The organism is Corallincola holothuriorum, from assembly GCF_003336225.1.
GTDB classification, from domain to species: Bacteria; Pseudomonadota; Gammaproteobacteria; order Enterobacterales; family Neiellaceae; genus Corallincola; species Corallincola holothuriorum.
In genome coordinates this window covers 1-20,943 of sequence record NZ_QPID01000001.1, presented here as the reverse complement: position 1 = coordinate 20,943, position 20,943 = coordinate 1, and the positions used below count along the sequence as shown (strand labels likewise).

Below are 20,943 nucleotides of genomic sequence, written 5' to 3'. Positions count from 1 at the left end.
TAACTACGCCTGGCCTTCATTAGCCCACAGCGCATCATTTTCATGCAGCTGTGCCAACCCTTCCGCTCGGCTCACCAGCAAATTAGCGAAATCTACCTTGGTTTTATCTTTGTTTGGCTCTTGAAACAACTGCTCGGCCTGAAGCTGCCAGCGTAAACCAAAATAGCGCAATGCATCACGCGCTGTGGCGGCAGCACCCACTTCAACATGGTCAGTTGGCAGGTCGCCACTGATCACCCAAACTGTTTGTGCCGGCTTATCAGCAGTCACAATCTTCCAGATAGAAACCAAAGGCGGTAAATAGCGGCTCTCTTTCTCTAATACTTGAGCGGGCACGATGCCTTTCGACGCTAAATGTTTTTGCGCCTTCTGAAACTGCTCTCGCACCCAACCCTGCAATGCGTCCCGTTTTTCTTCTGCTTCCGACATCAAACATCCTCCCAATCAATCGCCAGCAACCTTATGACACAGTAGCGCTGACTTCAAGCGCGAATGACCTTTTTGTAAAGCCTGAATGACAGCCGCAGAAAAAATGCCAAGCACCTGTAGTAGATGCTTTCCACCGACAGTGATATGGTTCACATATTCGGCGTAAATAAGGGTAACTACGTGTCTTTTTTCGATCTAAATGCATTCGATAACCATGAAGAAGTCGCTTATTTCAGTGACGCTGCTACAGGCTTAAAGGCCATTATTGCAGTACACAGCACCAAACTCGGCCCCGCTGTCGGTGGTTGCCGACTGTGGCGCTATGCTGACGATAAGGAAGCGTTGACAGACGCACTCCGACTAAGCCGCGGCATGACCTATAAAAACGCCGTTGCTGGTGTTGGCTTTGGCGGCGGCAAAGCGGTCATTATCGCCGACCGCAACATGAAAACCCCGGAGATGATGCAGGCTTTTGGTCGCGCGGTCGCTCGCATTGGTGGTCGCTACTACACCGCCGAAGATGTAGGAATCACACCGGCAGATATTGCCGAAGTAGCAAAAGAGACTAACTTTGTTGCTGGTCTCGAACATACCAGCGGTGATCCTTCACCTTTTACTGCCACAGGTACCTTCGTCGGCATTCAAGCCTCAGTAAAACACCTGACCGGCAGTGATAGTTTGGAGGGTAAATCGGTTGCTGTGCAGGGGGTCGGCCACGTCGGTTATTACCTCTGCAAACACTTAGCCAATGCTGGCGCGAAGTTGATCGTTACCGATGTGAATCAAGCTAACCTGAACCGGGTTGTAAATGACTTCAGCGCCACCGTCGTTGAGCCAGCCGAGATTTACGATCAAGAGGTCGATATCTACGCCCCATGTGCACTGGGCGCGACTTTGAATAGTCAGACGTTACCACGACTGAAAGCGAAGATCGTCGCTGGCTGTGCCAATAACCAGTTAGCCACGCCGGACATTGATCAGGCGCTCACCGATGCTGGGATCCTGTACGCGCCGGATTACGTCATTAACGCCGGAGGTATTATCAATATCTCATTTGAGCGCAGCGGCTACTGTGCAAATAAAGCCAATACAAAAGTAGAAAAGATATACGATACGCTAAGCACTCTCTATCAACGTGCCAGCCAAGAAAATCGACCCACTGGCGAATTAGCCGATCAACTTGCGCAAGAAATACTGGCCGCGAAATAAAATTGCTATAGTAATCAAGTTGGGTAAATAGCCCCGCTTGGTTACTATCTCAATGATATTTGAGATGAATCATAGTGATTTTTCGTTGAAGTGGGCATCTTGCCCCGCCCATTCAAATCAAGAGAATTCTAAATTGAGTCAATTGGTAGGCACAGAGTCTTCCCCCAGCCGCGGTTATTTATGGCTCTGGTTTGTTTCCATCATCCTGGCGGTGATTGCTGTTGCTCTGCATTTTTATACCAAGCAACTAGAGCAAGATCGCCACCTGACTCAAGAACGCAAAGTTCTGCAGCTGCTTACCACCAATTTAGAAGAGGATCTCAACCGCGCCATCTCAGACGTTCGTTTCCTACAAAGCCGACTGTCGCTGATAGCAAAATCGAAAGGACTCAGTGAATCAGAAAAAACCAATGAAGCGCAGAGCCTGCTGCTGCAGTTTGCCAAGCATCACCCACGCTACCATCAAGTCAGACAGATCAACGCTGTCGGCAAAGAGGTAGTCAGAGTAGAAGTCAAAGGCAACCTCAGCAAACTCACCACTGGTCAACGCCTGCAGAGTAAATCAGGTCAGCGCTATTTTCAGCGTTTGGCTAAGGTAAGTCCGCAGACTGTGCATATTTCCCGTTTTGACTTCAATCGTGAGCACGGCAAAATTGAGCGCCCATTTCGACCGGTGATCCGCTTTTCGATGCCACTTTATGACAACGACAACAGATTTGTTGGTGGGGTCGTAATCAATCTCAACGGCGAGCACCTACGCCAGCACCTGGTTTCTTTGGACAATTCCGTTGATGGCCACCTCAGTTTCGTCAACGGCGAAGGGTTGTGGTTATTTGGTGAAATAGACGCTGAAACAAGTGATACTCGAAGTGATCAACTGGGCACTATCTGGCCGATGCCCGTTAGAAACTCTCGCGGCGTAGCCCAGGGCAAAGACCGCCTCTACCTCCACGATGTGATTAGCTATCAGCGGTTAGCGAAAGATCAGAGCATTGCGTCGTTGGATCTAGAAGAGAGTTTTTTCAAAGTCGTCTCCACTATGCCGTTAAGCAACCTCACCCCTTACGCAAACCAGCGGGCAAAGCTTGGTGGACCGATACTCTTAGGTCTCCTTCTAATCGCAATTATTGCTGCCTACCGTTGGCATATTGTCAGTCAACGCCAACGCCGCACGGTTGCGAAGATGGCGCGGCTTGCCCAGATCATCGAAGAGAGTCAGGAGATCATCTGTCTCACTGATGAGCGCGGCTATATCAGTTATGTAAACCCAGCATTTGAACAAGTCACCGGTTACAGCCAAAAAGAGTGCCTCGGCAGATCAGTCAATATGCTGAAGTCTGGCTACCATGATGACTCTTTCTACAAACAGCTTTGGAAAAAAATAGAATCAGGGCAAACGTTCCAATCTATCTTCGTTAACCGACGCAAAGATGGTTCGGTTTACTACGAAGAGAAAGTGATCACACCTTTTAAGAGTTTGAATGATGGCCATCGAACCTACTACTTCTCATCAGGGCATGATGTCACCGAACTAAAACACCTGAAGAGTCGCACCAAGCAACTGACCTATTTGGCTTTCCACGACAGCCTTACCGGGCTTGCCAATCGCGCCCTGCTACAAGAACGGCTAGAACACACGCTCGCCACGCGAAGAACACAATACGCCGCGCTGTTGATGCTGGATCTCGACGGCTTCAAAGCCATTAACGATGCCCACGGCCACCCTGCAGGTGACAAATTACTAGTCCAGGTCGGTAAGCGGATCCGAGCAGTGGTACGCGAAGGTGATACTGTCGCACGATTGGGCGGAGATGAGTTCGCACTGCTGCTAGAGCAACTGGCAACGCCGGACGATGTGCATCATTTGGCGGAACAACTACTGCAACGGATCTCAGCTCCTTTGCAACTGGAAGAGTTCGCCACCGCCATTACCGTCAGTATTGGCGTCACCATCATTCCGCCAGGTTCTTTCGTGGCCGACGACATGGTGAAATCTGCAGACCAAGCGCTGTATGTGGCAAAAGAGCAAGGCAAGAATCGGTTTATTGTGGCTCCAAGTGATGCCAAACAAACCGACTAGCCCTCTACCTCAGTAAAGATAGACAGCTTCCAGTTGCATTAACGGCGAACCGTTTTGCAGTAAGGTCAGTTTTTGCCCTTCGATCTTAAAGCTGTCAATCACCCCAAGAGCGGCTAAGAACGCTTTCTCTGCTGCCATATCATCGGGACATGCCATCTTAGTACCACCGATAGCATCAATCTGAAGTTGCTCGCCAGACAACTCATATTGGGCAAAAAATCGATTACAACCAGCAAAACCATGCGCTCTGCCATCAGCACCCAACACAAGATGTATCTCCCTACGGTTTTCTGGTGTCAGAATCTGCTGACCATCGATAGATAGCAGTTTCCAATAAGTGTGGCTAACCCCAGGCTCTGCCAACTTTGCCTCACAGGAGTTCAAGGCACTAATCGCTTCAAACGATTCGACAAGCCAACGTTCATCGCCACCTTCCTCTCCTGGCGTAGCAACAATGGACGCTTGTAACGCCACCACCAAAGGTTGTCCAGGTGTCTCTACAGCCGCCAAATAGGCTTGCTCAAGCGCCAGGCTGTCTCCCTGCTGTAGTACAGGCAAACGCAATGCAGAGCCACACTCCAGCATCATCGCAGCGTCTGCCATATATCGATACACAGCAAATATCGGTAGTGGCTTTGAGTGCAGGTGCTCGTTGCTCTGCGCCAAAACGCTATGATTTTGCGGATCATCAGAGGTTAAGCTAGCGGGAGCAATCAGGTGCAATTGATGGGACGATGAAACGGCAAATTGATAAGGGGTAGCAAGCAGCTTGATGGTCTGGCGACCACTCTCCATCATTTGTTGCCAGTAACCCAGTTGAAATGCAGTTTCAACCGATGGATCTGCCGATTCCACTTTGAGCAGATAACGATAATCGGGTCGCAACGTGACCGTCATCGTTTTCTCTATACAAACATCACAATGGATCTCACCATAAAAGCTGACATAGCGATCAACCACCAAAGGTTGCATCATGGCGACAGGAGCGGTGACAACAGCCTTATCCTGCGGCACCATCAAACTGCTGGCACTCTCCGGTGTGACCTTGTTCGCTGGCTCACAAGCGATCAGCACTGTGCCAGACAAGATAACGCCACACCACATCCAAAACCTGTTTAACTGCATTGCTGCTCCGATGGGGGTCAAGCGTGATAGACGCTATATTGTTTTAATAGAAATAGATTCATGCGAAAGCTCAAACCAAGCCACAGAAGCATTTAGCTTACTTGGCTGATAACACCCAGCGAGCAACCGCCTGTTCAACGGCAGGAAAAGCAAAGCGGACACTGGCAGCTTGTTGCCGCGTCAGCCATTGAAACGCAGAGATATCATCTTTAGCCACCAGATTGGGTTTGTCGGCCAAGGTGAGGGAAAAGATCGCATCGACGGTACAGTATTCAACCTCGGCATAGAGATAGCGGTTGTGCATAGACCCCAAGTAGGTCAACGCATCGGGCTTTAACGCTAACCCTAGCTCCTCATTGAGCTCTCGGCACAAGCCCTGCTCTAATGACTCATCAGCATCAACAAAACCACCGGGGAGATCGAGCATACCTAGCGAAGGTTGCTTCGCCCGTTCAGCAAATAGAAACTGATCGCCGCAACGTATCAAAACCCCTGCAGCAGCCGCCACATTATGAAAATAGAGAAAGCCACAATCACCGCATTGTAACGCCTTGCCCTCAGTCACACTGATACTTTGGCTGGCACACTGTGGGCAATAGCGCCACAGTGTGGAACTCACCTGCCCTTTGTCATTCAGACTGTCATTCGACACTGCTCAGACCCCAATCAGTCACTTCGTGAACAATCGGTTCATGTAGTTCATCGTCGCCGGGCAAATAACCCACATAAGTGTCCATGATCAATCCATAGCGACCATCAACATCAACAATCGCCAATGAGAAATCAGTGCTGGCATGCAGCGCTTCTCGCACTTCTTGTAACAGCGGCATGACCATAGAGACCGGGCAACGTAACAGTGGACTCTCCTGACATAACCACACCCAGCACTCACCCGCCTGAGGCCAATCGGTGGCCGCAAGCCAGCTTAAAAACTGTTCATCATTGTCAGTATTTCTATAACGAAAATGGGGACTATCATCAGATGTCTGTTCAGCATCGGGTTCAGGCCAAGGCCAGCTCGCCACTAAAGTCGCCATATCCTGCCCAGAAAGCTTTGGAGATGACATCAGATGCTGAACAATAGGAAAAGCCCTTAACGGCTTTAACCATGAAGGGAAATAATCGGGCACTTCCAATGCAGAGAGTTCTACAGCGTTAGTGACATGGTCCATTACGCGCCCTCCACATGATGATCAATAAAACTAGGGTCAGTTAATTTAGTAACAAACACAAGTATACCTTCCCCTAATCTTATCTATTCCGTGAGGAGTAACCGCATATCATGATTATACAGTTCGGTTTGGTAACCGCCATGACGACGAAAACCGAACTTCTCATAGAAGCGCACAGCACGCTCATTCGTGGCCTGTGTCCCGCCCATTAACACCAATGATTTGGCGCCCATACTGCGGGCATAACCAATCAGTGCCGGCATTGCCGCAGAGGCAACACCACTGTTCTGATATGCATCAGCCACTGAGGGTGCAAAACTGATGTCCTGACCAGCGGCCAAAACAATGCCTTGCTCTGCATAACGTTGCATCTCATGGGGAAAAGCTTGCCGCTCAAAAATGAAATAAGCCGCGATCCTGCCATCATCGGTGGTCATCACAAAGCGGTCAGCGCTGTCATCAACCTTCTGTACCAGTTCGTCAGCAAATGCTTCCGTCAAGGGATGAGGGCCAAAGCGGCGGCGCGTATCCTCGCCCATTTGAGCAAAGTAGCGAGCCAGCGCAGCGCCATCATCACGATGCAACAAGCGGAGGGAAAATTGCTGTTCGCCACAGGTGATAGAGATAGGATCCATCGCTTTCCTCTTTAACTCCAAGGTGTGAACGCCGCCTGATTATTGATGCCTGACTAATATGGACAAGGACGCGCTTCAAGTCGGTCATCACATAACATGACGTCGGAGAAATAATCCAACCACGCATTCTTCGATGATTGCTTAGGCATGTCAGGCCAGCGACGCGAAAGTACGAAAAAAGAGTCATGACCGGAGATAGACAGATGATAGCTAAATAGTGATCTTTCCGTTTCCAGCTCTACACACTGAGTCTGCCATAACATCTCCTGATAGCCGTTCCTGACCACCGTATCTAACAACTCAGATTCAAAGCTGGCACATTTGGCCGCATCCGCTTTGTCCTGGCGCATCCGATAAGCAGCGAGATCGCCTAACTCTTCACCAAAAAACTCGACGACTTCCAGCACATCCTTTTTACCGACCAAACCCCAGTTAATCCTCTTTGCATCAGGGTAGGTATAGATAAATCGCTCCCAGGTTCCACCAGGCAAAGGCATGGGTTGGATAAGCTGCTCTCCTTTAAATACCTGCTCTGGCACCTCATCGTCTGTACTACTGCAAGCAACCACTGACACAAGTGTCAGCATAACCAGTAATTCTCGCTTCATTCCGTGCGACACCTTTTGCCTAAAATACAACTGCAAAGCAGTATATGGTTTCAAACCGACAGAATCTATTGATGCCCCCATATCAGCGCCACAATCTGTTTCGTATCACAGCCAAACTAGACGCCAATCGCTTGACTAAATCACAGCACCTGAGCGGCACAGCAAAGGCCATTCTGCCAATGTAAGTCCTCTCACCAAGCTTGAACTTACGCACCACAGTGCGAATAAATTTTGCCCGCCGAGAGAATCTTCACAATTCAAACGACCAAATTTTGACGCTGAGCAAGTCAAAAACTAGCCTGATGTTACCGCTCACAAGGGCGGGAGGTCTGTAAAAAATAAACATAAGAAACAGGATTAATGGAATGAACAACAAACTCCCATCAGCGGCAGCAGCCCTGATACTGGGCGCTGCCAGTATGGTAAGCAATGTCCAGGCGGCGCCAAGGACAGCTTTTGTACACTTATTTGAATGGAGCTGGAATGAAATCGGTATCGAGTGCGAACAGCACTTGGGCCCGAAAGGTTTCAGTGCGGTGCAGATATCACCGCCACAGGAACATGTCGGCGGATCACCATGGTGGACGCGCTATCAGCCGGTGAGCTACAACATCGAAAGCCGTAGCGGCAGCCGCTCCGAATTTATGAACATGGTGGCGCGCTGTAATAGTGTTGGGGTTGATATCTACGCCGACATGGTGATCAACCACATGGCAGCCCACGACCGCTACTTTCCCTCCGTCCCCTACTACAACGAGCATTTTCATAGCTGCACCACGCCTATCGATTACAGCAACCGTTGGCAGGTACAAAATTGCGATCTGGTCGGCCTGAACGATCTGGCAACAGAAAACGAGTATGTTCGCCAAAAGATCGCCGACTACTTTAACGACCTGATCTTTATGGGCGTCAAAGGGTTCCGAATTGATGCTGCCAAACATATACCGGTGCAAGATATCGAAGCGATCCTGAATAAAGTTCAAGGTAATCCATATATCTTCCAGGAAGTGATTGGCGCGGCCGATGAGCCGATCCAGCCCTCTGAATACACGCACCTGGGCGATGTCACTGAATTCAACTTCGAACGTACGATGGGCCACTATTTTAAAGGTCGAGGTCCCATCGCAGATCTGAAAAACATCGACACCCATTGGGGTGGCTGGCTGCCATCAGACAACGCGGTGATATTTACTGACAATCACGATGATCAGCGGCAAAAAACCAACGACACCCTGACTTACAAAGATGGTGACGCCTATCATCTGGGTAATGTTTTCATGCTGGCCTACCCCTATGGTTATCCCAAAGTAATGTCTAGCTACTACTTTGACGACCATGACCAAGGTCCACCATCCAGCGGTGCCTACAGTGGCAATGGCTGCTTTGACGGTGACTGGGTATGTGAACATCGTTGGCGCGGCATCGCCAATATGGTGAGCTTCAGAAACCATACCGCAGAACAGTTTGTGGCCTCGCGTTGGTGGGACAACGGCAATCATCAGATCGCCTTTAGCCGCGGCGGCTTAGGCTTTGTCGCGATTAACAGGGAAGGTAATCAAACCTTAGATCGAACCTTTGCGACCGACATGCCGCAAGGTGACTACTGTGACATCATCAATGGCGATTTCAACAGCAACAAGTTCACCTGTACAGGTCCTATCATTACGGTTGATGGGGCGGGTAATGCACACTTCTCGGTGCCGGCTATGTCAGCATCGGCTATCCATGTCGGCGCAATGATCCAAGATCCCTGTGATGTCTATGGTCTCGATTGCAGCTGCGACGGCGGTGTCTGCCCTCCAGAAGTGCCGGTCAACTTTAGTTGTGCTGACGCTGAAACCGACTGGGGCCAAAGCGTTTATGTCACCGGCAACACCCCTGCCCTTGGCAACAATAACCCAGCGCAGGCAATTAAACTGGACCCAACCGCCTACCCTACGTGGACAGGTACTATTGATGTACCCGCCAATATGGATATCAGCTGGGCCTGCCTGAAACGCGACGAGCAAGATCCCGATGCGCGGCAGGCATCCTCGCAATCTCAGCTCTTCCATAGCGGCAGTGCTGGCACCAGTACTGCCATTAGCTTTAAAGGCACACAAACAACCACGGTCGATATCAACTTTACCTGTCACAACGGGGATACCTACATGGGACAAAGTGTTTATGTGGTAGGCAACCATGACAAACTCGGCAACTGGGACCCAGCCCAAGCAGTGAAGTTAGATCCCACCAGCTACCCCAGTTGGAGTGGCAGTATTAATCTGCCCAATAACACTGACTTTGAATGGAAATGCTTAAAGCGGGAAGAGAACAATGCTATTGCAGGCCTTAATTGGCAAAACGGCAGTAACAATGGCTTTAATTCCGGTCAAACTCAGAGCGCCGACGGCGCCTTCTGATCGTAACTAGCCACTGCACGATGATAAAATGAGCCCGCATCTGCGGGCTCATTTGAATAGCCCCATACTTACCCAACCGCCCTGAAACGATCACAAAATATTCCGCTGACCGTGCATCTGATTTTTTCCTGTGCAACAACCCGCCACACAGGCAACTGCAAATATCAGCAATTCAGATTAGATTTGTCTCCCAGACAGCAGTGTCGTTATAGTAGCGCAACCAGCGCAAGTCACGGACACGCCAATAGTTACGCCAACGGAGCAACAGGCAACGTACTCACGCGTTTAGATTAAGGAAGATAGATCGTTTATGAGTTACCAATACCAGCAACGCCAGGTTACCCCGCGTACCGAAAAAATGTTTGTGGTCGGCCAAGGCCGCATCAGTGGCTACCTATCAATGTTTCTCGGCGGATTAAGCCTATTGGCGGTGCTTGCCTACCTATACCCTTCGTATCTCACCACGCCTGAATTACGCGCAGCCTACAATGCAGAATCGTTACAACACCTGCTGAAATACGCCATGTACTTCTCACTATTTTTTGGCGTAATGACATTTGCCCTCAACAAACGTAAACGCATGGGAGCAACAGGGATCAGCCTAACCCTGATCAGCTTTGCTTTAGGTGGCTATATGATCCCGGTGGGTCCGGTTGATCCTGCGCCACTTTCTTTAGGTGTCGACTGGCTGATCTTGGCGTTTCTCGGCTCCACTATCGTGTTTACCACGCTAGAAAAACTGTTTCCCAAATACAAAGAACAAGTGATCCTGCGGGAAGAGTGGGGATTGGATTTTTTCTATTTCTGTTTTAATCATCTACTGATTTCAGTGATCTTGCTGGTCGCGAACTTCTTTGTTAGCCACTTCAACTGGGCCGTCAGTGCAGATCTACAAAGCTTTATCCAATCCATCCCCTTGTGGGGACAGGTGGTGCTGATCATTATTTGTGCTGATTTCGTTCTGTACTGGGAACACAGGATCTTCCATGAGCTCCCAAAACTGTGGCGAATTCACGCCGTACATCATTCAGTAGAGTGCATGGATTGGCTGGCAGGCTCTCGCGGCCACGTCGTGCAGGTGTTTATCGAACGCTCATTGGTGATGATCCCGCTGTATCTGTTAGCACCAAGCAAAGAAGCACTGGATCTCTACGTCACCTTTGCCGCCCTGCAGGCGATCATCATCCACAGTAACCTCGGCATTCCATTTGGTCCTATCAAGTATTTGCTGGTCACACCGCAATACCACCATTGGCACCATAGTTCGGAAAAACCGGCGTTAGATACCAACTACAGCGCCCATACCCCGCTGTTTGACCGCCTATTTGGCACCTACCACATGCCAACCCAACATTGGCCTGCGCACTACGGCACCACATCACGGTTACCGCGCACGTTCATTGGCCAGTTGCTCTATCCGTTTAAAGGGAAGTAAACCAGATGCTAGGAAAACTATTTGGCATTATCTGTTTAGGCTTGGGATTAATACTTGGCGGGTGGATTGGATACAATCTATTTATCGAAGTACAACCGGAAGCAGAAGGAAGAAATCCTTTGCTCCCGATAGTACTGACCATTGGCCTGCTCTACGTAGGCATTAGCCGACTTAAAGGAGACTCATAAGCCGGCTAGCCATATTAAACTCAGAAGCGTAAATCTCGGGAGATTACAGCCCCTTGTGATACTGCGTATTGGTCGACTCAATCACCATATCGTTGATGGTCGCTTGCGCAGTCTCATATGCTGCGGATGAGCCTTGCTCATTGAGTAGGTGTTCAAACTGTTTAATCAGAGTGGCTTTGTCTGGCATCTCTTTGCCACCAGAGCCGATATTGGTCAGGTCGATCATGAAACCATCAAACAGATCTGACAGCTCGCTAATGATCGCCATATTCAAAAACTGATCACTGTTGTAAATACTGGGGTAGCCCGCTTTTTGCTTATCAATAGCAAAAGACGCTCCCTTCACGTTGGTAATGCTGGTCGACTTATCACAAGACAACATACAACCATTATCTATACGTGGCTTCTCACACCCCACACTCTGCTGAAAGAAGCACTGCCTGCTGGTCATCAGCAAAATCGGATGGTAAATGCTGTAGAACAGCTTGAAGTTTTCGGGCCGGGCAATTGACTTCATTTGCTGCTGGCTTATCTCATTGGAGATAAACGCACCCGCACAATCAAAGTATTCTTTCATCGCCAGCAAGCTGTATGAATTGGTTGTATTTAAGAACGGACCGGCGATCCATTTGATGCCCAGCTCAAATGCCCGGTTGGCGATCCCGGTGTTGTTTGTCACGATCAGCGGCGGCTTCACCTGCTCCAGAATATTTAGTGCCACATCAAAATCTTTGCCGATCAATACAGCAGGAAACCACGGAATCAGATTGGGGTTTTCATTGAAGAAATCAACATACTTGGTGCAGCCCCGCTTATAGGCATCAGGCAACTTGAAGTAGATGTCGGCATCAGTGACATGCGACAGATCCAAATCGGTATCGTCACAAATCAAAATGGAGAGCTTGGCTGGGTTAGCTGCCGACTCACTGGCACCTGAGCCCGCGCTAACGTCTTCATTTTTACGATGACGTGCCAGCTTGGGCAGAGTCACTTCAGCATAAACAGGAGTGTTATTCGTCAAAACCGCATGCAGCTCTCTTTTCAACCGTGATAACTCTTTAAAAGGAATGCTAACGCCCTCCTCTACCCCGTCTGACTCTAGCGCTATCAAGTCAAAGCTGGCGTTATTAAAGCTATTAAACCGTTTTTCAATGGCGCTTTGATCGATGCAGTTCTCTTTCGCTGCCACCAACACGCCCTGAGATTGCAGCGTGACCGTTTTTTCCTCTGGCGAGAGACTGCCGGGAATATACGCTTGGGTAACGCAAGTGATCGATAAAGGGCGACCGACGGAGCCAGAAAATTTGATACGCAGGGATATCTTCTCTATCGATAAATGCTTTATTTTCTCGGATACATCGACATTGATTTGCTCTTTCTCATCCCCCAACGTCTGCTCAACTTCTTGGATCTCAACAACAGAGATAGCATTGCTTTGCTCAATGGCGTAAGACTTAGAGTTATCGCGCGGGTTCTCAATAAACATCGATTGGTTTAGATCACCACGCAAGAAGGCGTTGGAAAAATCACGGTTAAAGACTTTATAAAGTCGCTCACCGTCCTCGAGCAATTCGCCCGTAGCAACAAAACCATCAATTTGCTTGCGGAAGCTATCAATCACCGTATGAACATAGCCAGCGCCTTTAATCCGCCCTTCCACTTTGAAAGAGTGCACCCCAGCATCGATAAGCTTAGGTAAGTCGAAGAAGGCTGAATTATCTTTAATATTTAGCGGAAAGTTATTACCCGATGGCGTCGTTTCATACTCTTCTCGACACGCTTGGCTGCAACGGCCACGGTTACCTGAGTTCCCAGCGCTGGCGGATGTGGAATAACAGAGGCCAGAAAAGGCGATACACAATGACCCGTGAACAAACACCTCTGTCAGCACATCGTGTTCACGCCCAGCGCTCGCCATGGCAGTGATTTCACGTAGGTTTAATTCTCTGGACAGATTCACACGCGACACGCCGAACCGTTTAAGGAAAGGTATTTGACCAACACTGTGTGTAGTTAACTGGGTCGAGGCATGGATATCCAATGACGGAAAGTACTCATTAAGCACATAAAGCAAGCCTAAGTCTTGCACAATCACACCATCAAGAGTGGTATTCGCCAACCGACTCAGTAACTTAACTAACGGCTTAAACTCGCGCTCCAATATAACGATATTAAGCGTCAAAAAGATTTTGCAGTCATAGTGATGCGCTAACCGAATGACACCGACCAACTCATCAAATGAAATGTTAGCGGCACGATTTCGTGCATTAAAGGTATCCAAACCACAATAAACGGCATCCGCACCCGCTATGATTGCGGCTTTAATGGCATCAATGTCGCCACCGGGCGCTAACAATTCGATTTTAGGAGTCATGTGGCAAGGGGATCCAGCAAGTCAGTCGGCTTAGTATCAAGGGCGCAATATTACTCATGTATTTCTCTGATTAATACCTTAAAGTGGCTTGCTATGCGGGTCACTCCCAGATCAAAACAAGTCGAAAACAATGAACCCAGACAACAGCCAGGCTAGCGCGCTACCCGTGCTTTATTCACTCAGAAACTGTCCCTACGCGATGCGTGCTCGCATGTCGATTTTTAAGGCCAAACAGCCTGTCGCCCTGCGAAATGTCGTGTTAAGCGATAAGCCCAAAGAGATGATCGAAGCCTCACCTAAAGCCACCGTGCCAGTTGTAGTGCTTAGCGATGGCAGCGTCATCGACGAAAGCTTAGACGTGATGCTTTGGGCGCTACACCAATCAGACCCAGATAATCTCTTACAAAAAGAGATTCCGCATGCCCTAACTGAGATGCTAGGTCTGATTCATATATTCGACAGTGAGTTTAAAACCTGCTTAGAAAAATATAGATGCGCCAAGCGCTATCATGAAGACAACATGATTGAGTGCAGAATAGATTGTGAGAAATATATAAAACAGCTCGAAAACCGCTTAATCAACAACGCCTTTTTATTCAATAACCAAGAGGGTCTGGCCGACATCGCCCTGCTACCCTTTATCCGTCAATTCGCCCAAGTAGAGCGTCAGTGGTACTTGCAGTCTGCCTACCCTAACCTAAGGCGATGGCTGAACAGCTACTTGCAGAGCCCCTTTTTCACCAAAGTCATGGCAAAGCACCCACTGTGGCTGGAGAATCGTGAGGAGATTGTTTTTGGGGGATAAAGATCAGGGAACAGACAATACCTCAAACTGCCACACAGGTATTTATAAAGCGCTCCACCAGCATAGCCATCAACGGCAAACTTAGCTTACAGCGCTTTGTGCTGACGTAAGTGGTAAATACAAAACGAACCTAGAAAGATGCCTAAGCCACTCAGTGGCTGAGCTACATGCCTAGATTAGGGCGTTATCTCCAAGCCACTTTGAGCCCACCTTGCTTGATACCTTGCACCATGACCACCGGTCTCTAAATAGATTAAGATGACAGCATGACAGGAGCCACATTTATATACGCTACTACAGTTATAGGGGTAATAAGATAGGCTAAGCGGCGCAGTCTCCGAAAAAGGGTTTGAACCTTGTTCTTTATATTCGTCGTACCCCCTACTATCTTCGGGTTCAACGTCACCAACCTTGGTCAGGTCGTTTTCTAGGCCACCTGAGTTAGTCCAGTGCTTCTTGCTCTCTTTCCTACACACTGAACAACTTAAACCTTGGTCATGTTCTAACATTCTGCAGAGTTGATCTTTATTCATAATAAAACCCTCAGACCGTATTAACGCTTGGGTAACACTGCCACCAAAACGACATTCTACTTCGCTAATTCTCACCACTCTTGGGAGCGAGGCACTAATGAAAATACCAACGGCCTGATACGGCAGTACCTGCCTAAAGGCACATCGATGGCATCAATAACGCAAGCAGACTGTGAATCTATCGCCAAGCGATTGAACAACCGTCCGAGAAAATGATTAGGCTACAAAACATCTGAAGAGGTATTCAATGAACACTAACCGCTACTGTTGCACTTCAAACTTGATACTAGGAGTATTAGAACACCATGGCATGATCTACTAAAAACCTACCATTCTGATGAACTAAAACGATCTCGGCTACATATTCACCTTCGACTTTAGAACAGAATTGTTTCCAAATAACAGCTGCAGAATCTGGGCGTTTTAAAACAGCAACAAGTTCTCGCTTTCCCCATGTACCTTTTTCAGATTGGTATTTTTCACATACCCATTCAAGATGCTCTTTGGTGACGATTGCCTTAGCTCTATCCGTAAAGTCTTGAACATGCTTGGGGTGGTCAATGTCAGTTGATGCTTGCATCAAATTGTCCATAATTGGAGTTGCTATATCCAATATCTCCTTTTCCGACAGTTCCTGAAAGTTCATCCAAACTCCTTGATGCTGCTTACAGCATATTAGACAGAATTATCACCAAGCCGCAGCGTCGGCCAATCAACCACCTCACCAATATACGCTCTCGACTTTATAACTATCAAGCAGTTAGCAGGAAGAGGAGACTACCTGCATCCATCTGTGCCGGTGAAAACGAGAATGCGGCGTTATGAGGTTCGTTTCTGTACGCAAGAAAGATTCAACGACGCTCACGCTATCGAAACCAGCTCCACCTTATTCCGTTCACGCTTCGCTTGATAGAGCGCTTGGTCGGCTTTTTCATACAGCAGTTCGAACGGATGACCTTTGCCGACGACCACACCAAAACTGGCGGTAACACGTAGGCCATTGGAAAACTGCGCTTGTTCACAGCTCGCTCGCAACGCTTCGGCGCGTTGCATTGCATTATGTTGATCACAAGGAAGCGCCAACAGAAACTCCTCACCGCCTAAACGAGCAACGATATCTTTGCCGCGACAATGGTCACGCAGGATCTGCGCAAACTGCTGTAACACCTGATCCCCCACTTGGTGCCCATGTTGGTCATTAACTTTCTTAAAAAAGTCGATATCAATAAGCACAACGCTTAATTCTTTATCGGGGTGTTGGCTTAACCAGGTTTGCGTGCGCTCCAAACCCACTCGACGATTATTTAGTCCGGTCAGAGCGTCGGTATTGGCAAGCAGCGCCAAACGCCGCTTCTCGTAAACCAGGCGAGCAAAGAAAGCGATCATGAATACGACAAGAATTACCGTCAGCAGATCAATGATGTTCTGCATACGCAAGCGTTCTGCTGCAACCGCCAATTTTGTTTGATACTCGTGGTTGCTATCAAGCAGACGGCGGTTACGACTATTTAATTGCGTCACATCCAGTTCAATCAATAGGCTTTCGATACCACTAGTACCGACTTTTCGTTGCGCCTGTTGTTCAAGCGCCTCATATTTTTGGGCGTAGTGCCAAGCCTGTTGAAAGCGCTCCTTGCCCGCGGCCAGCATTGCAGACAATTGCCACACTTCAATTCCGCTGTGGGTCTCCTGCTTTGATTGAGGAAGTTGGTTGTAGTGCTGGAAAGCACGATTTAGCGCGGCTTCTGCCGTCCATAGGTCGTTTTGCGCCAGCGCGATTTTGCTGCGCATCTTAAAGAAATCAAACTGATCAGTCAGAGAAATGCTAAGGGCTAATGCTTTCAGGGCATATTCGCGTGCTTGTAGCCACTCTCCTTGCGCCAAACGTATTCTGGCCAATGCGTATGCAGAGTCGCGGTGCTGAGCGGCAAGATCCGATTCACTGGCCAGCCGTTCCGCCAGCAATATATGCGCTTCTGCTTGTTGGTAATCTGACGTTAGAAAGTAGCTTTGACCAATCGCAATATGGCTATCAATATAGCGTCGAAACGGTCCGTGCAACTTGAAGTAATCAAGCGCTAGATTCAACTCTGATATTGAACGTTTTAAAATGAGCGTGGAACCATAAAACTTACCATAAGCAAGGGCGAGTTCCGCTTCCATCCGCGCAGAGCCTAAACCTGACTCAATGGCGGATGCACGCTGAAGCAGCTCAAAACCAAGCAAATTGAATCCATATTCATTCGTTAACTCGGCGGCAAACAACAGCGCTTCTATCGCAAGCTCTGGACGTTTGTGGCTTACCGCTAACTCTACGACCTGGTCAATTTGGCTCATGACCGAATCCAGTTCACGATCTGTCGCATTCAGGCGCAGTTGTAATAGCCATACATCCGCATATAGCGGCGAGCCGATCCGTAAAGAGAGTTCCCCTTGGGCCAAACCGATCACAGCCCGGATCTCTCGAACTTCAGTGGGGTTCAGGGCAAACATCAACTCTGCCTCAGTCAGATAGTACTCAGCCATCCAGCTGGCGTAATCATCTTCTGGGCGCTCTACCCCCTGAAACCGCAATTTGGCATGACCAATATCGCCCTCTTTGATCAACTGTCTTATCGAGTTGATCTCAACCAAGGTCGCAGCATCATCTGCCGCAGCATCTACCGCAAAGGTCAACATGGATAGCAATAACAGAACAGCTGATAGCCAAGTGGTTATCGGTTTTCTTCGGGTCAACAAATAGGATCTCGATAAATAGAGTTGCGAATCAACAGTGAAATAGAGAACTGCCGATGAATGCTGAAACTATAAGGGAAATCCCATCTGGCAACGAATGCGGTAATTCACACTATTAGAGATATCCCGGTGCGGCAGAACCGGTTCAATGACAAAGGTGTGATCTATCTAATGAAATTTTAGCCATCGTCAGGATGTTGATGCCGCAAATAGGTTCCGCCAAGTAAATAGCTTCGTTCTAATGCACACCAGAGCAAAGCCCTAGACCAACAGTTTTCGTGCTTGCCAAAACTAAAGCAAATGTGCAGAGGTTTAGCAGAGCCGTTATAAACCTGCTGTAGACCCCGCTATTGTCGTTTAGGATTAGCCGTCACTGTTTGCACTGCTTCCAGCGCTTGGTCAAATGAGACAAATACCTCTTCTAATTCAAGCGAGGCTAAAACAAAGTAATCGCACCGCACACGGTAGTATGACGCCACGAGGACAACTGCCTCGGTATAGTTAGATCTGAGTGACTCTTTGTTACCAGCAGCGACTTGCCTGTACCACTTAAACAGCGATGAAAGGCGCTTAGCGCTGTTCACTTTGCGTGGGTGTAAGCTCAGTGTACTCATATAGCAGCTATAATTTCAGATATAGAAAATGGCAAACGCCGCATGTTGTTACGCCTCAAAAAGCCATACAGAGAAAAACCTCTTATTTGATGTGCTAAATGCTCCATTTCGAGTGTTCTTGGAAGCTTTCTTACTTCTAATTGACTGGAGATATGCTGATGAACGTCATAAGCAAATACATACTTGTATTGGGGCTGGCGCTACTTGTTTTGCCATTTTCAGCACAAGCAGGATTGATTAAAATAAGTGTCGATAAAAACACCGACGCAACAGCCATTTTGCGCAGCATTAGCGGCGTAGAGATAGCAACCCAAGGCAAAAAAGATAGCAATGGAGATGGCATCGTTGAGATGAGTTTCTCAAAAGCTGATCAGAAAAAAGCTAAAGAGGTAAAGATCCTCAAAACCTCTGATGGCAAGGCGATGATCTACACGCTCAAATGGAAAAGAGATGAGGTCAACCTAGCCTCTTTTGAACCCTTTGAAACTTCAACTTTTGGTGCTGTCAGTGCGAACTTCTTAAGCTGGGAGATGGATGTAGAAGACTTCTTTGATGACGGAGTGGATTTCACATTTGGTGACATTCTAACCGTCACCAATGGCTCAATATCAGAAACGGCATTCATCAATTTTTATGATGATACAGGCGCAGGTTTTAACGGCGATATACAAGTGCGAAATATTGACCAATTTCTACCTTTGCCCCAGCCTGTTCCGACACCATCAAGCATTTTCCTACTAGGAATGGGGCTCTGTTTTGTTCGTTTCTTACTGACAAAAAATAGACCCACCAATCAGCACCTCAGACGATGATTTATAAAGAAGCATACATACCAGAATAGGTTGAACTTGCTTCAGTATTCATTGGTTCAGCCATGACAATCTAACGCTGGTGCCAACGGCCTCCGGCTACTGGCGTCTTTCGTGCGGTTTTTGCACAAAGAGTGACAGTGGCCGGAATAGTTGTTCGCCCGATAATTCGTGACGCCGAGATAACAGCCCATTCAATATAGTTAGATCTATCAACGCCGGGAGAGTGCCTCTTTGTTACCAGCAGCGGCTTGCAGCGCTGTAGCCTTTGTCCCCGAGGAGCAAAGCGACGAGTTAGTGACTTGTATCGTTATACGTCGCGCTAAGCGAAGAAGTCTGATTTACGAAAAACCAGCGGGCTCAGTTCTGTGGCAGCAACAGGCCCAGATAATTGCGCTGTAACCAACACTTGATCATTTAGTTCAGAAGAACTTATTACTTCGCAAAGAAATACCCCGCTACACTCGCCAACAGCCGGCGTACCCCAGTCAGTTGAAAACAAAAAAGTCTGATCTTTCTCCACTGCAACTTTCTGCTTGCTGCCACCAAATTGGCGTGCAATTTCGGTTTGAGTTTCAGCTAAAAGACTAAGCGTGAACCGGCCTTCTTCTAGTAGTTTTTCAGTACCTAGTGCGCCTTTAGGTACTGAGATCAGAACATGATCCTTTTCAACCTTCGTAAGCCACGCGATAGACATACCGACATAGTCTTCTGCACTTCCACAAAGGACTACACCAACTCCATTTACAAACATAAATCCTCCGTGAGGTATAACGGCGCCATAAGCGCTGAGTGACTGTTGGCTATACTGTGTAGCGAAGCGAAACGTGGCCAACAATTACAGTGGGCGCGTTGATGCTCTTGTTATATGCCATTGTAACTACTGTGAAATTCACCGGCACCATCATTATTTAAAGTAAAGGTATTAGTACGCTTTGAACGTGAATTACACAACAATTTTTGGCTTTGCTCCGTTTTTTCGATCAAGTGGCAGTGCTTTAGAAGATTGATTAAGTCTGAGGCTTTATATTGAAAAGTTGCATTCACCTCATTGGTATCAATGTTGTGCTGCTCTTTGATATTTGTGGATGATCTTGGAAAGTAAGCAGGGAGCCAGCCAGACTCGATTAAACCAGATGCCTGGAGTTCATCGAAGTTCTGAAAAGTGATACTCGGATTCTCAAGACGTTCCAAATAGAACAAAGTGATAAAGAGTAGCCCTGAAACTAATACACAGGCCTTGATAAATTTCACGACACTATCCATTGCATATAACGCCCGCTTCAGCGCAGCAATGACACAAAAACCGCGCAGCTTTTGGTATCAGATGCAAGCTCTTGTTATGTGCCTCGTGGCAAAGACTTTTCATATTCTTCGATGTAATACTCGATAGGCTCGCATGTACCAGTTTCACTTAACTCACCAGTGTGTCTGTTTACAATGTACGGAGCATTGCCCCCTAACATATAAATAAAGTTCCCAGTCTCTACATATTCCTTACTTTGATAAAAGAACACCCAGCCCCATGGTTTTTCGATGGTTTTCTTCTCTAAGACAACACAATCAATTGGGTTGCACTTATCTTTAGCTCTTCCTAATTCAACTTCAACGAGCTTCAATGCTTCTTCTTTCGTCATAGGTTCTATGGCACATAACGCCTGCATCTAGCGAATCCCCTCATAATCCCTAGGAAATTCATAAAAGTAGACGCGCACCCCGTGGTTTGATCTAATTAATTTCGCCAAAAACAAATCCTATCTCACCCTGCACGGAGGCAGTCGGGATGCGC

The 20,943-nt window shown here is 48.0% G+C and carries 20 protein-coding genes and 1 pseudogene; 8 read left to right on the top strand and 13 right to left on the bottom strand.

The features are described from left to right. Positions 1-3 precede the first annotated feature (3 nt). Positions 4-429, bottom strand: a complete 426-nt coding sequence (locus DU002_RS00105; protein ID WP_114336322.1) for a DUF4826 family protein — start codon at positions 427-429, stop codon at positions 4-6. A 180-nt stretch (positions 430-609) separates the two neighbouring features. Here DU002_RS00105 and DU002_RS00100 point away from each other — a divergent pair, with 180 nt between their 5' ends. Both DU002_RS00100 and DU002_RS00095 read left to right on the top strand, forming a co-directional pair. Beyond that, positions 610-1,638, top strand: a complete 1,029-nt coding sequence (locus tag DU002_RS00100; protein ID WP_114336840.1) for a Glu/Leu/Phe/Val dehydrogenase family protein — start codon at positions 610-612, stop codon at positions 1,636-1,638. 133 nt (positions 1,639-1,771) lie between these two features. Next, the gene (locus DU002_RS00095) at positions 1,772-3,718 is read left to right on the top strand and encodes a diguanylate cyclase domain-containing protein (RefSeq protein WP_158537907.1); all 1,947 of its coding nucleotides are present in this window, start codon (positions 1,772-1,774) and stop codon (positions 3,716-3,718) included. A 9-nt stretch (positions 3,719-3,727) separates the two neighbouring features. On the opposite strand, the gene DU002_RS00090 is transcribed toward DU002_RS00095, so the two are convergent. The 5 genes from DU002_RS00090 to DU002_RS00070 all read right to left on the bottom strand — a co-directional run bounded on the left by DU002_RS00090 (position 3,728) and on the right by DU002_RS00070 (position 7,258). After that, a complete protein-coding gene (locus DU002_RS00090) occupies positions 3,728-4,843 on the bottom strand; it encodes an META domain-containing protein (protein WP_114336320.1) in 1,116 nt (371 codons plus the stop codon). A gap of 97 nt (positions 4,844-4,940) precedes the next feature. Further along, positions 4,941-5,495 carry an NUDIX domain-containing protein gene (locus DU002_RS00085; protein WP_114336319.1) on the bottom strand — a complete coding sequence of 185 codons (555 nt, stop codon included), beginning with the start codon at positions 5,493-5,495 and terminating at the stop codon, positions 4,941-4,943. After that, on the bottom strand, positions 5,485-6,015 hold the full coding sequence (locus DU002_RS00080) for a hypothetical protein (RefSeq protein ID WP_114336318.1): 531 nt from the start codon (positions 6,013-6,015) through the stop codon (positions 5,485-5,487). Before DU002_RS00080 ends, DU002_RS00085 begins: the two co-directional genes overlap by 11 nt. Before the next feature lie 83 nt (positions 6,016-6,098). Beyond that, complete coding sequence (locus DU002_RS00075; protein WP_114336317.1) at positions 6,099-6,650, bottom strand: GNAT family N-acetyltransferase; 552 nt, start codon at positions 6,648-6,650, stop codon at positions 6,099-6,101. A gap of 53 nt (positions 6,651-6,703) precedes the next feature. After that, positions 6,704-7,258, bottom strand: a complete 555-nt coding sequence (locus DU002_RS00070; RefSeq protein ID WP_114336316.1) for a hypothetical protein — start codon at positions 7,256-7,258, stop codon at positions 6,704-6,706. A 365-nt stretch (positions 7,259-7,623) separates the two neighbouring features. Between DU002_RS00070 and DU002_RS00065 the strand changes: the two genes are divergently transcribed. The 3 genes from DU002_RS00065 (at position 7,624) to DU002_RS00055 (ending at position 11,283) form a co-directional block, all read left to right on the top strand. Continuing rightward, positions 7,624-9,660 carry a carbohydrate-binding module family 20 domain-containing protein gene (locus DU002_RS00065; RefSeq protein ID WP_233496348.1) on the top strand — a complete coding sequence of 679 codons (2,037 nt, stop codon included), beginning with the start codon at positions 7,624-7,626 and terminating at the stop codon, positions 9,658-9,660. Positions 9,661-9,970: 310 nt separating this feature from the next. Continuing rightward, positions 9,971-11,095, top strand: a complete 1,125-nt coding sequence (locus tag DU002_RS00060; RefSeq protein ID WP_114336315.1) for a sterol desaturase family protein — start codon at positions 9,971-9,973, stop codon at positions 11,093-11,095. Between the two features lie 5 nt (positions 11,096-11,100). Then, on the top strand, positions 11,101-11,283 hold the full coding sequence (locus DU002_RS00055; RefSeq protein ID WP_114336314.1) for a hypothetical protein: 183 nt from the start codon (positions 11,101-11,103) through the stop codon (positions 11,281-11,283). A gap of 43 nt (positions 11,284-11,326) precedes the next feature. On the opposite strand, the gene DU002_RS00050 is transcribed toward DU002_RS00055, so the two are convergent. Beyond that, a complete protein-coding gene (locus DU002_RS00050) occupies positions 11,327-13,657 on the bottom strand; it encodes a peptidase U32 family protein (protein WP_114336313.1) in 2,331 nt (776 codons plus the stop codon). Positions 13,658-13,787: 130 nt separating this feature from the next. Here DU002_RS00050 and DU002_RS00045 point away from each other — a divergent pair, with 130 nt between their 5' ends. Then, complete coding sequence (locus DU002_RS00045; RefSeq protein ID WP_114336312.1) at positions 13,788-14,462, top strand: glutathione S-transferase; 675 nt, start codon at positions 13,788-13,790, stop codon at positions 14,460-14,462. A 575-nt stretch (positions 14,463-15,037) separates the two neighbouring features. Further along, positions 15,038-15,211 (top strand): annotated as a pseudogene (locus DU002_RS00040) (IS30 family transposase); the annotation flags it as partial. 79 nt (positions 15,212-15,290) lie between these two features. On the opposite strand, the gene DU002_RS00035 reads toward DU002_RS00040, so the two are convergent. The 3 genes from DU002_RS00035 to DU002_RS00025 all read right to left on the bottom strand — a co-directional run bounded on the left by DU002_RS00035 (position 15,291) and on the right by DU002_RS00025 (position 18,345). Then, positions 15,291-15,641, bottom strand: coding sequence for a hypothetical protein (locus DU002_RS00035; RefSeq protein ID WP_114336311.1), 351 nt, complete (start codon positions 15,639-15,641; stop codon positions 15,291-15,293). A gap of 215 nt (positions 15,642-15,856) precedes the next feature. After that, entirely contained in the window at positions 15,857-17,731 is a 1,875-nt protein-coding gene (locus tag DU002_RS00030; RefSeq protein ID WP_147271750.1) for a GGDEF domain-containing protein, read from the bottom strand. A gap of 347 nt (positions 17,732-18,078) precedes the next feature. After that, on the bottom strand, positions 18,079-18,345 hold the full coding sequence (locus DU002_RS00025; protein ID WP_114336309.1) for a hypothetical protein: 267 nt from the start codon (positions 18,343-18,345) through the stop codon (positions 18,079-18,081). Positions 18,346-18,503: 158 nt separating this feature from the next. On the opposite strand from DU002_RS00025, the gene DU002_RS00020 reads away from it, so the two are divergent. Next, positions 18,504-19,157, top strand: coding sequence for a hypothetical protein (locus tag DU002_RS00020; protein WP_114336308.1), 654 nt, complete (start codon positions 18,504-18,506; stop codon positions 19,155-19,157). A 319-nt stretch (positions 19,158-19,476) separates the two neighbouring features. On the opposite strand, the gene DU002_RS00015 is transcribed toward DU002_RS00020, so the two are convergent. The 3 genes from DU002_RS00015 to DU002_RS00005 form a co-directional block, all read right to left on the bottom strand. Then, positions 19,477-19,908, bottom strand: a complete 432-nt coding sequence (locus DU002_RS00015; protein WP_114336307.1) for a flavin reductase — start codon at positions 19,906-19,908, stop codon at positions 19,477-19,479. A gap of 110 nt (positions 19,909-20,018) precedes the next feature. Beyond that, positions 20,019-20,408: a hypothetical protein gene (locus DU002_RS00010; protein WP_147271749.1), complete on the bottom strand. Its 390-nt coding sequence runs from the start codon at positions 20,406-20,408 to the stop codon at positions 20,019-20,021. 86 nt (positions 20,409-20,494) lie between these two features. Beyond that, complete coding sequence (locus tag DU002_RS00005; RefSeq protein ID WP_199405127.1) at positions 20,495-20,818, bottom strand: YrhB domain-containing protein; 324 nt, start codon at positions 20,816-20,818, stop codon at positions 20,495-20,497. Between the last annotated feature and the right edge of the window lie 125 nt (positions 20,819-20,943).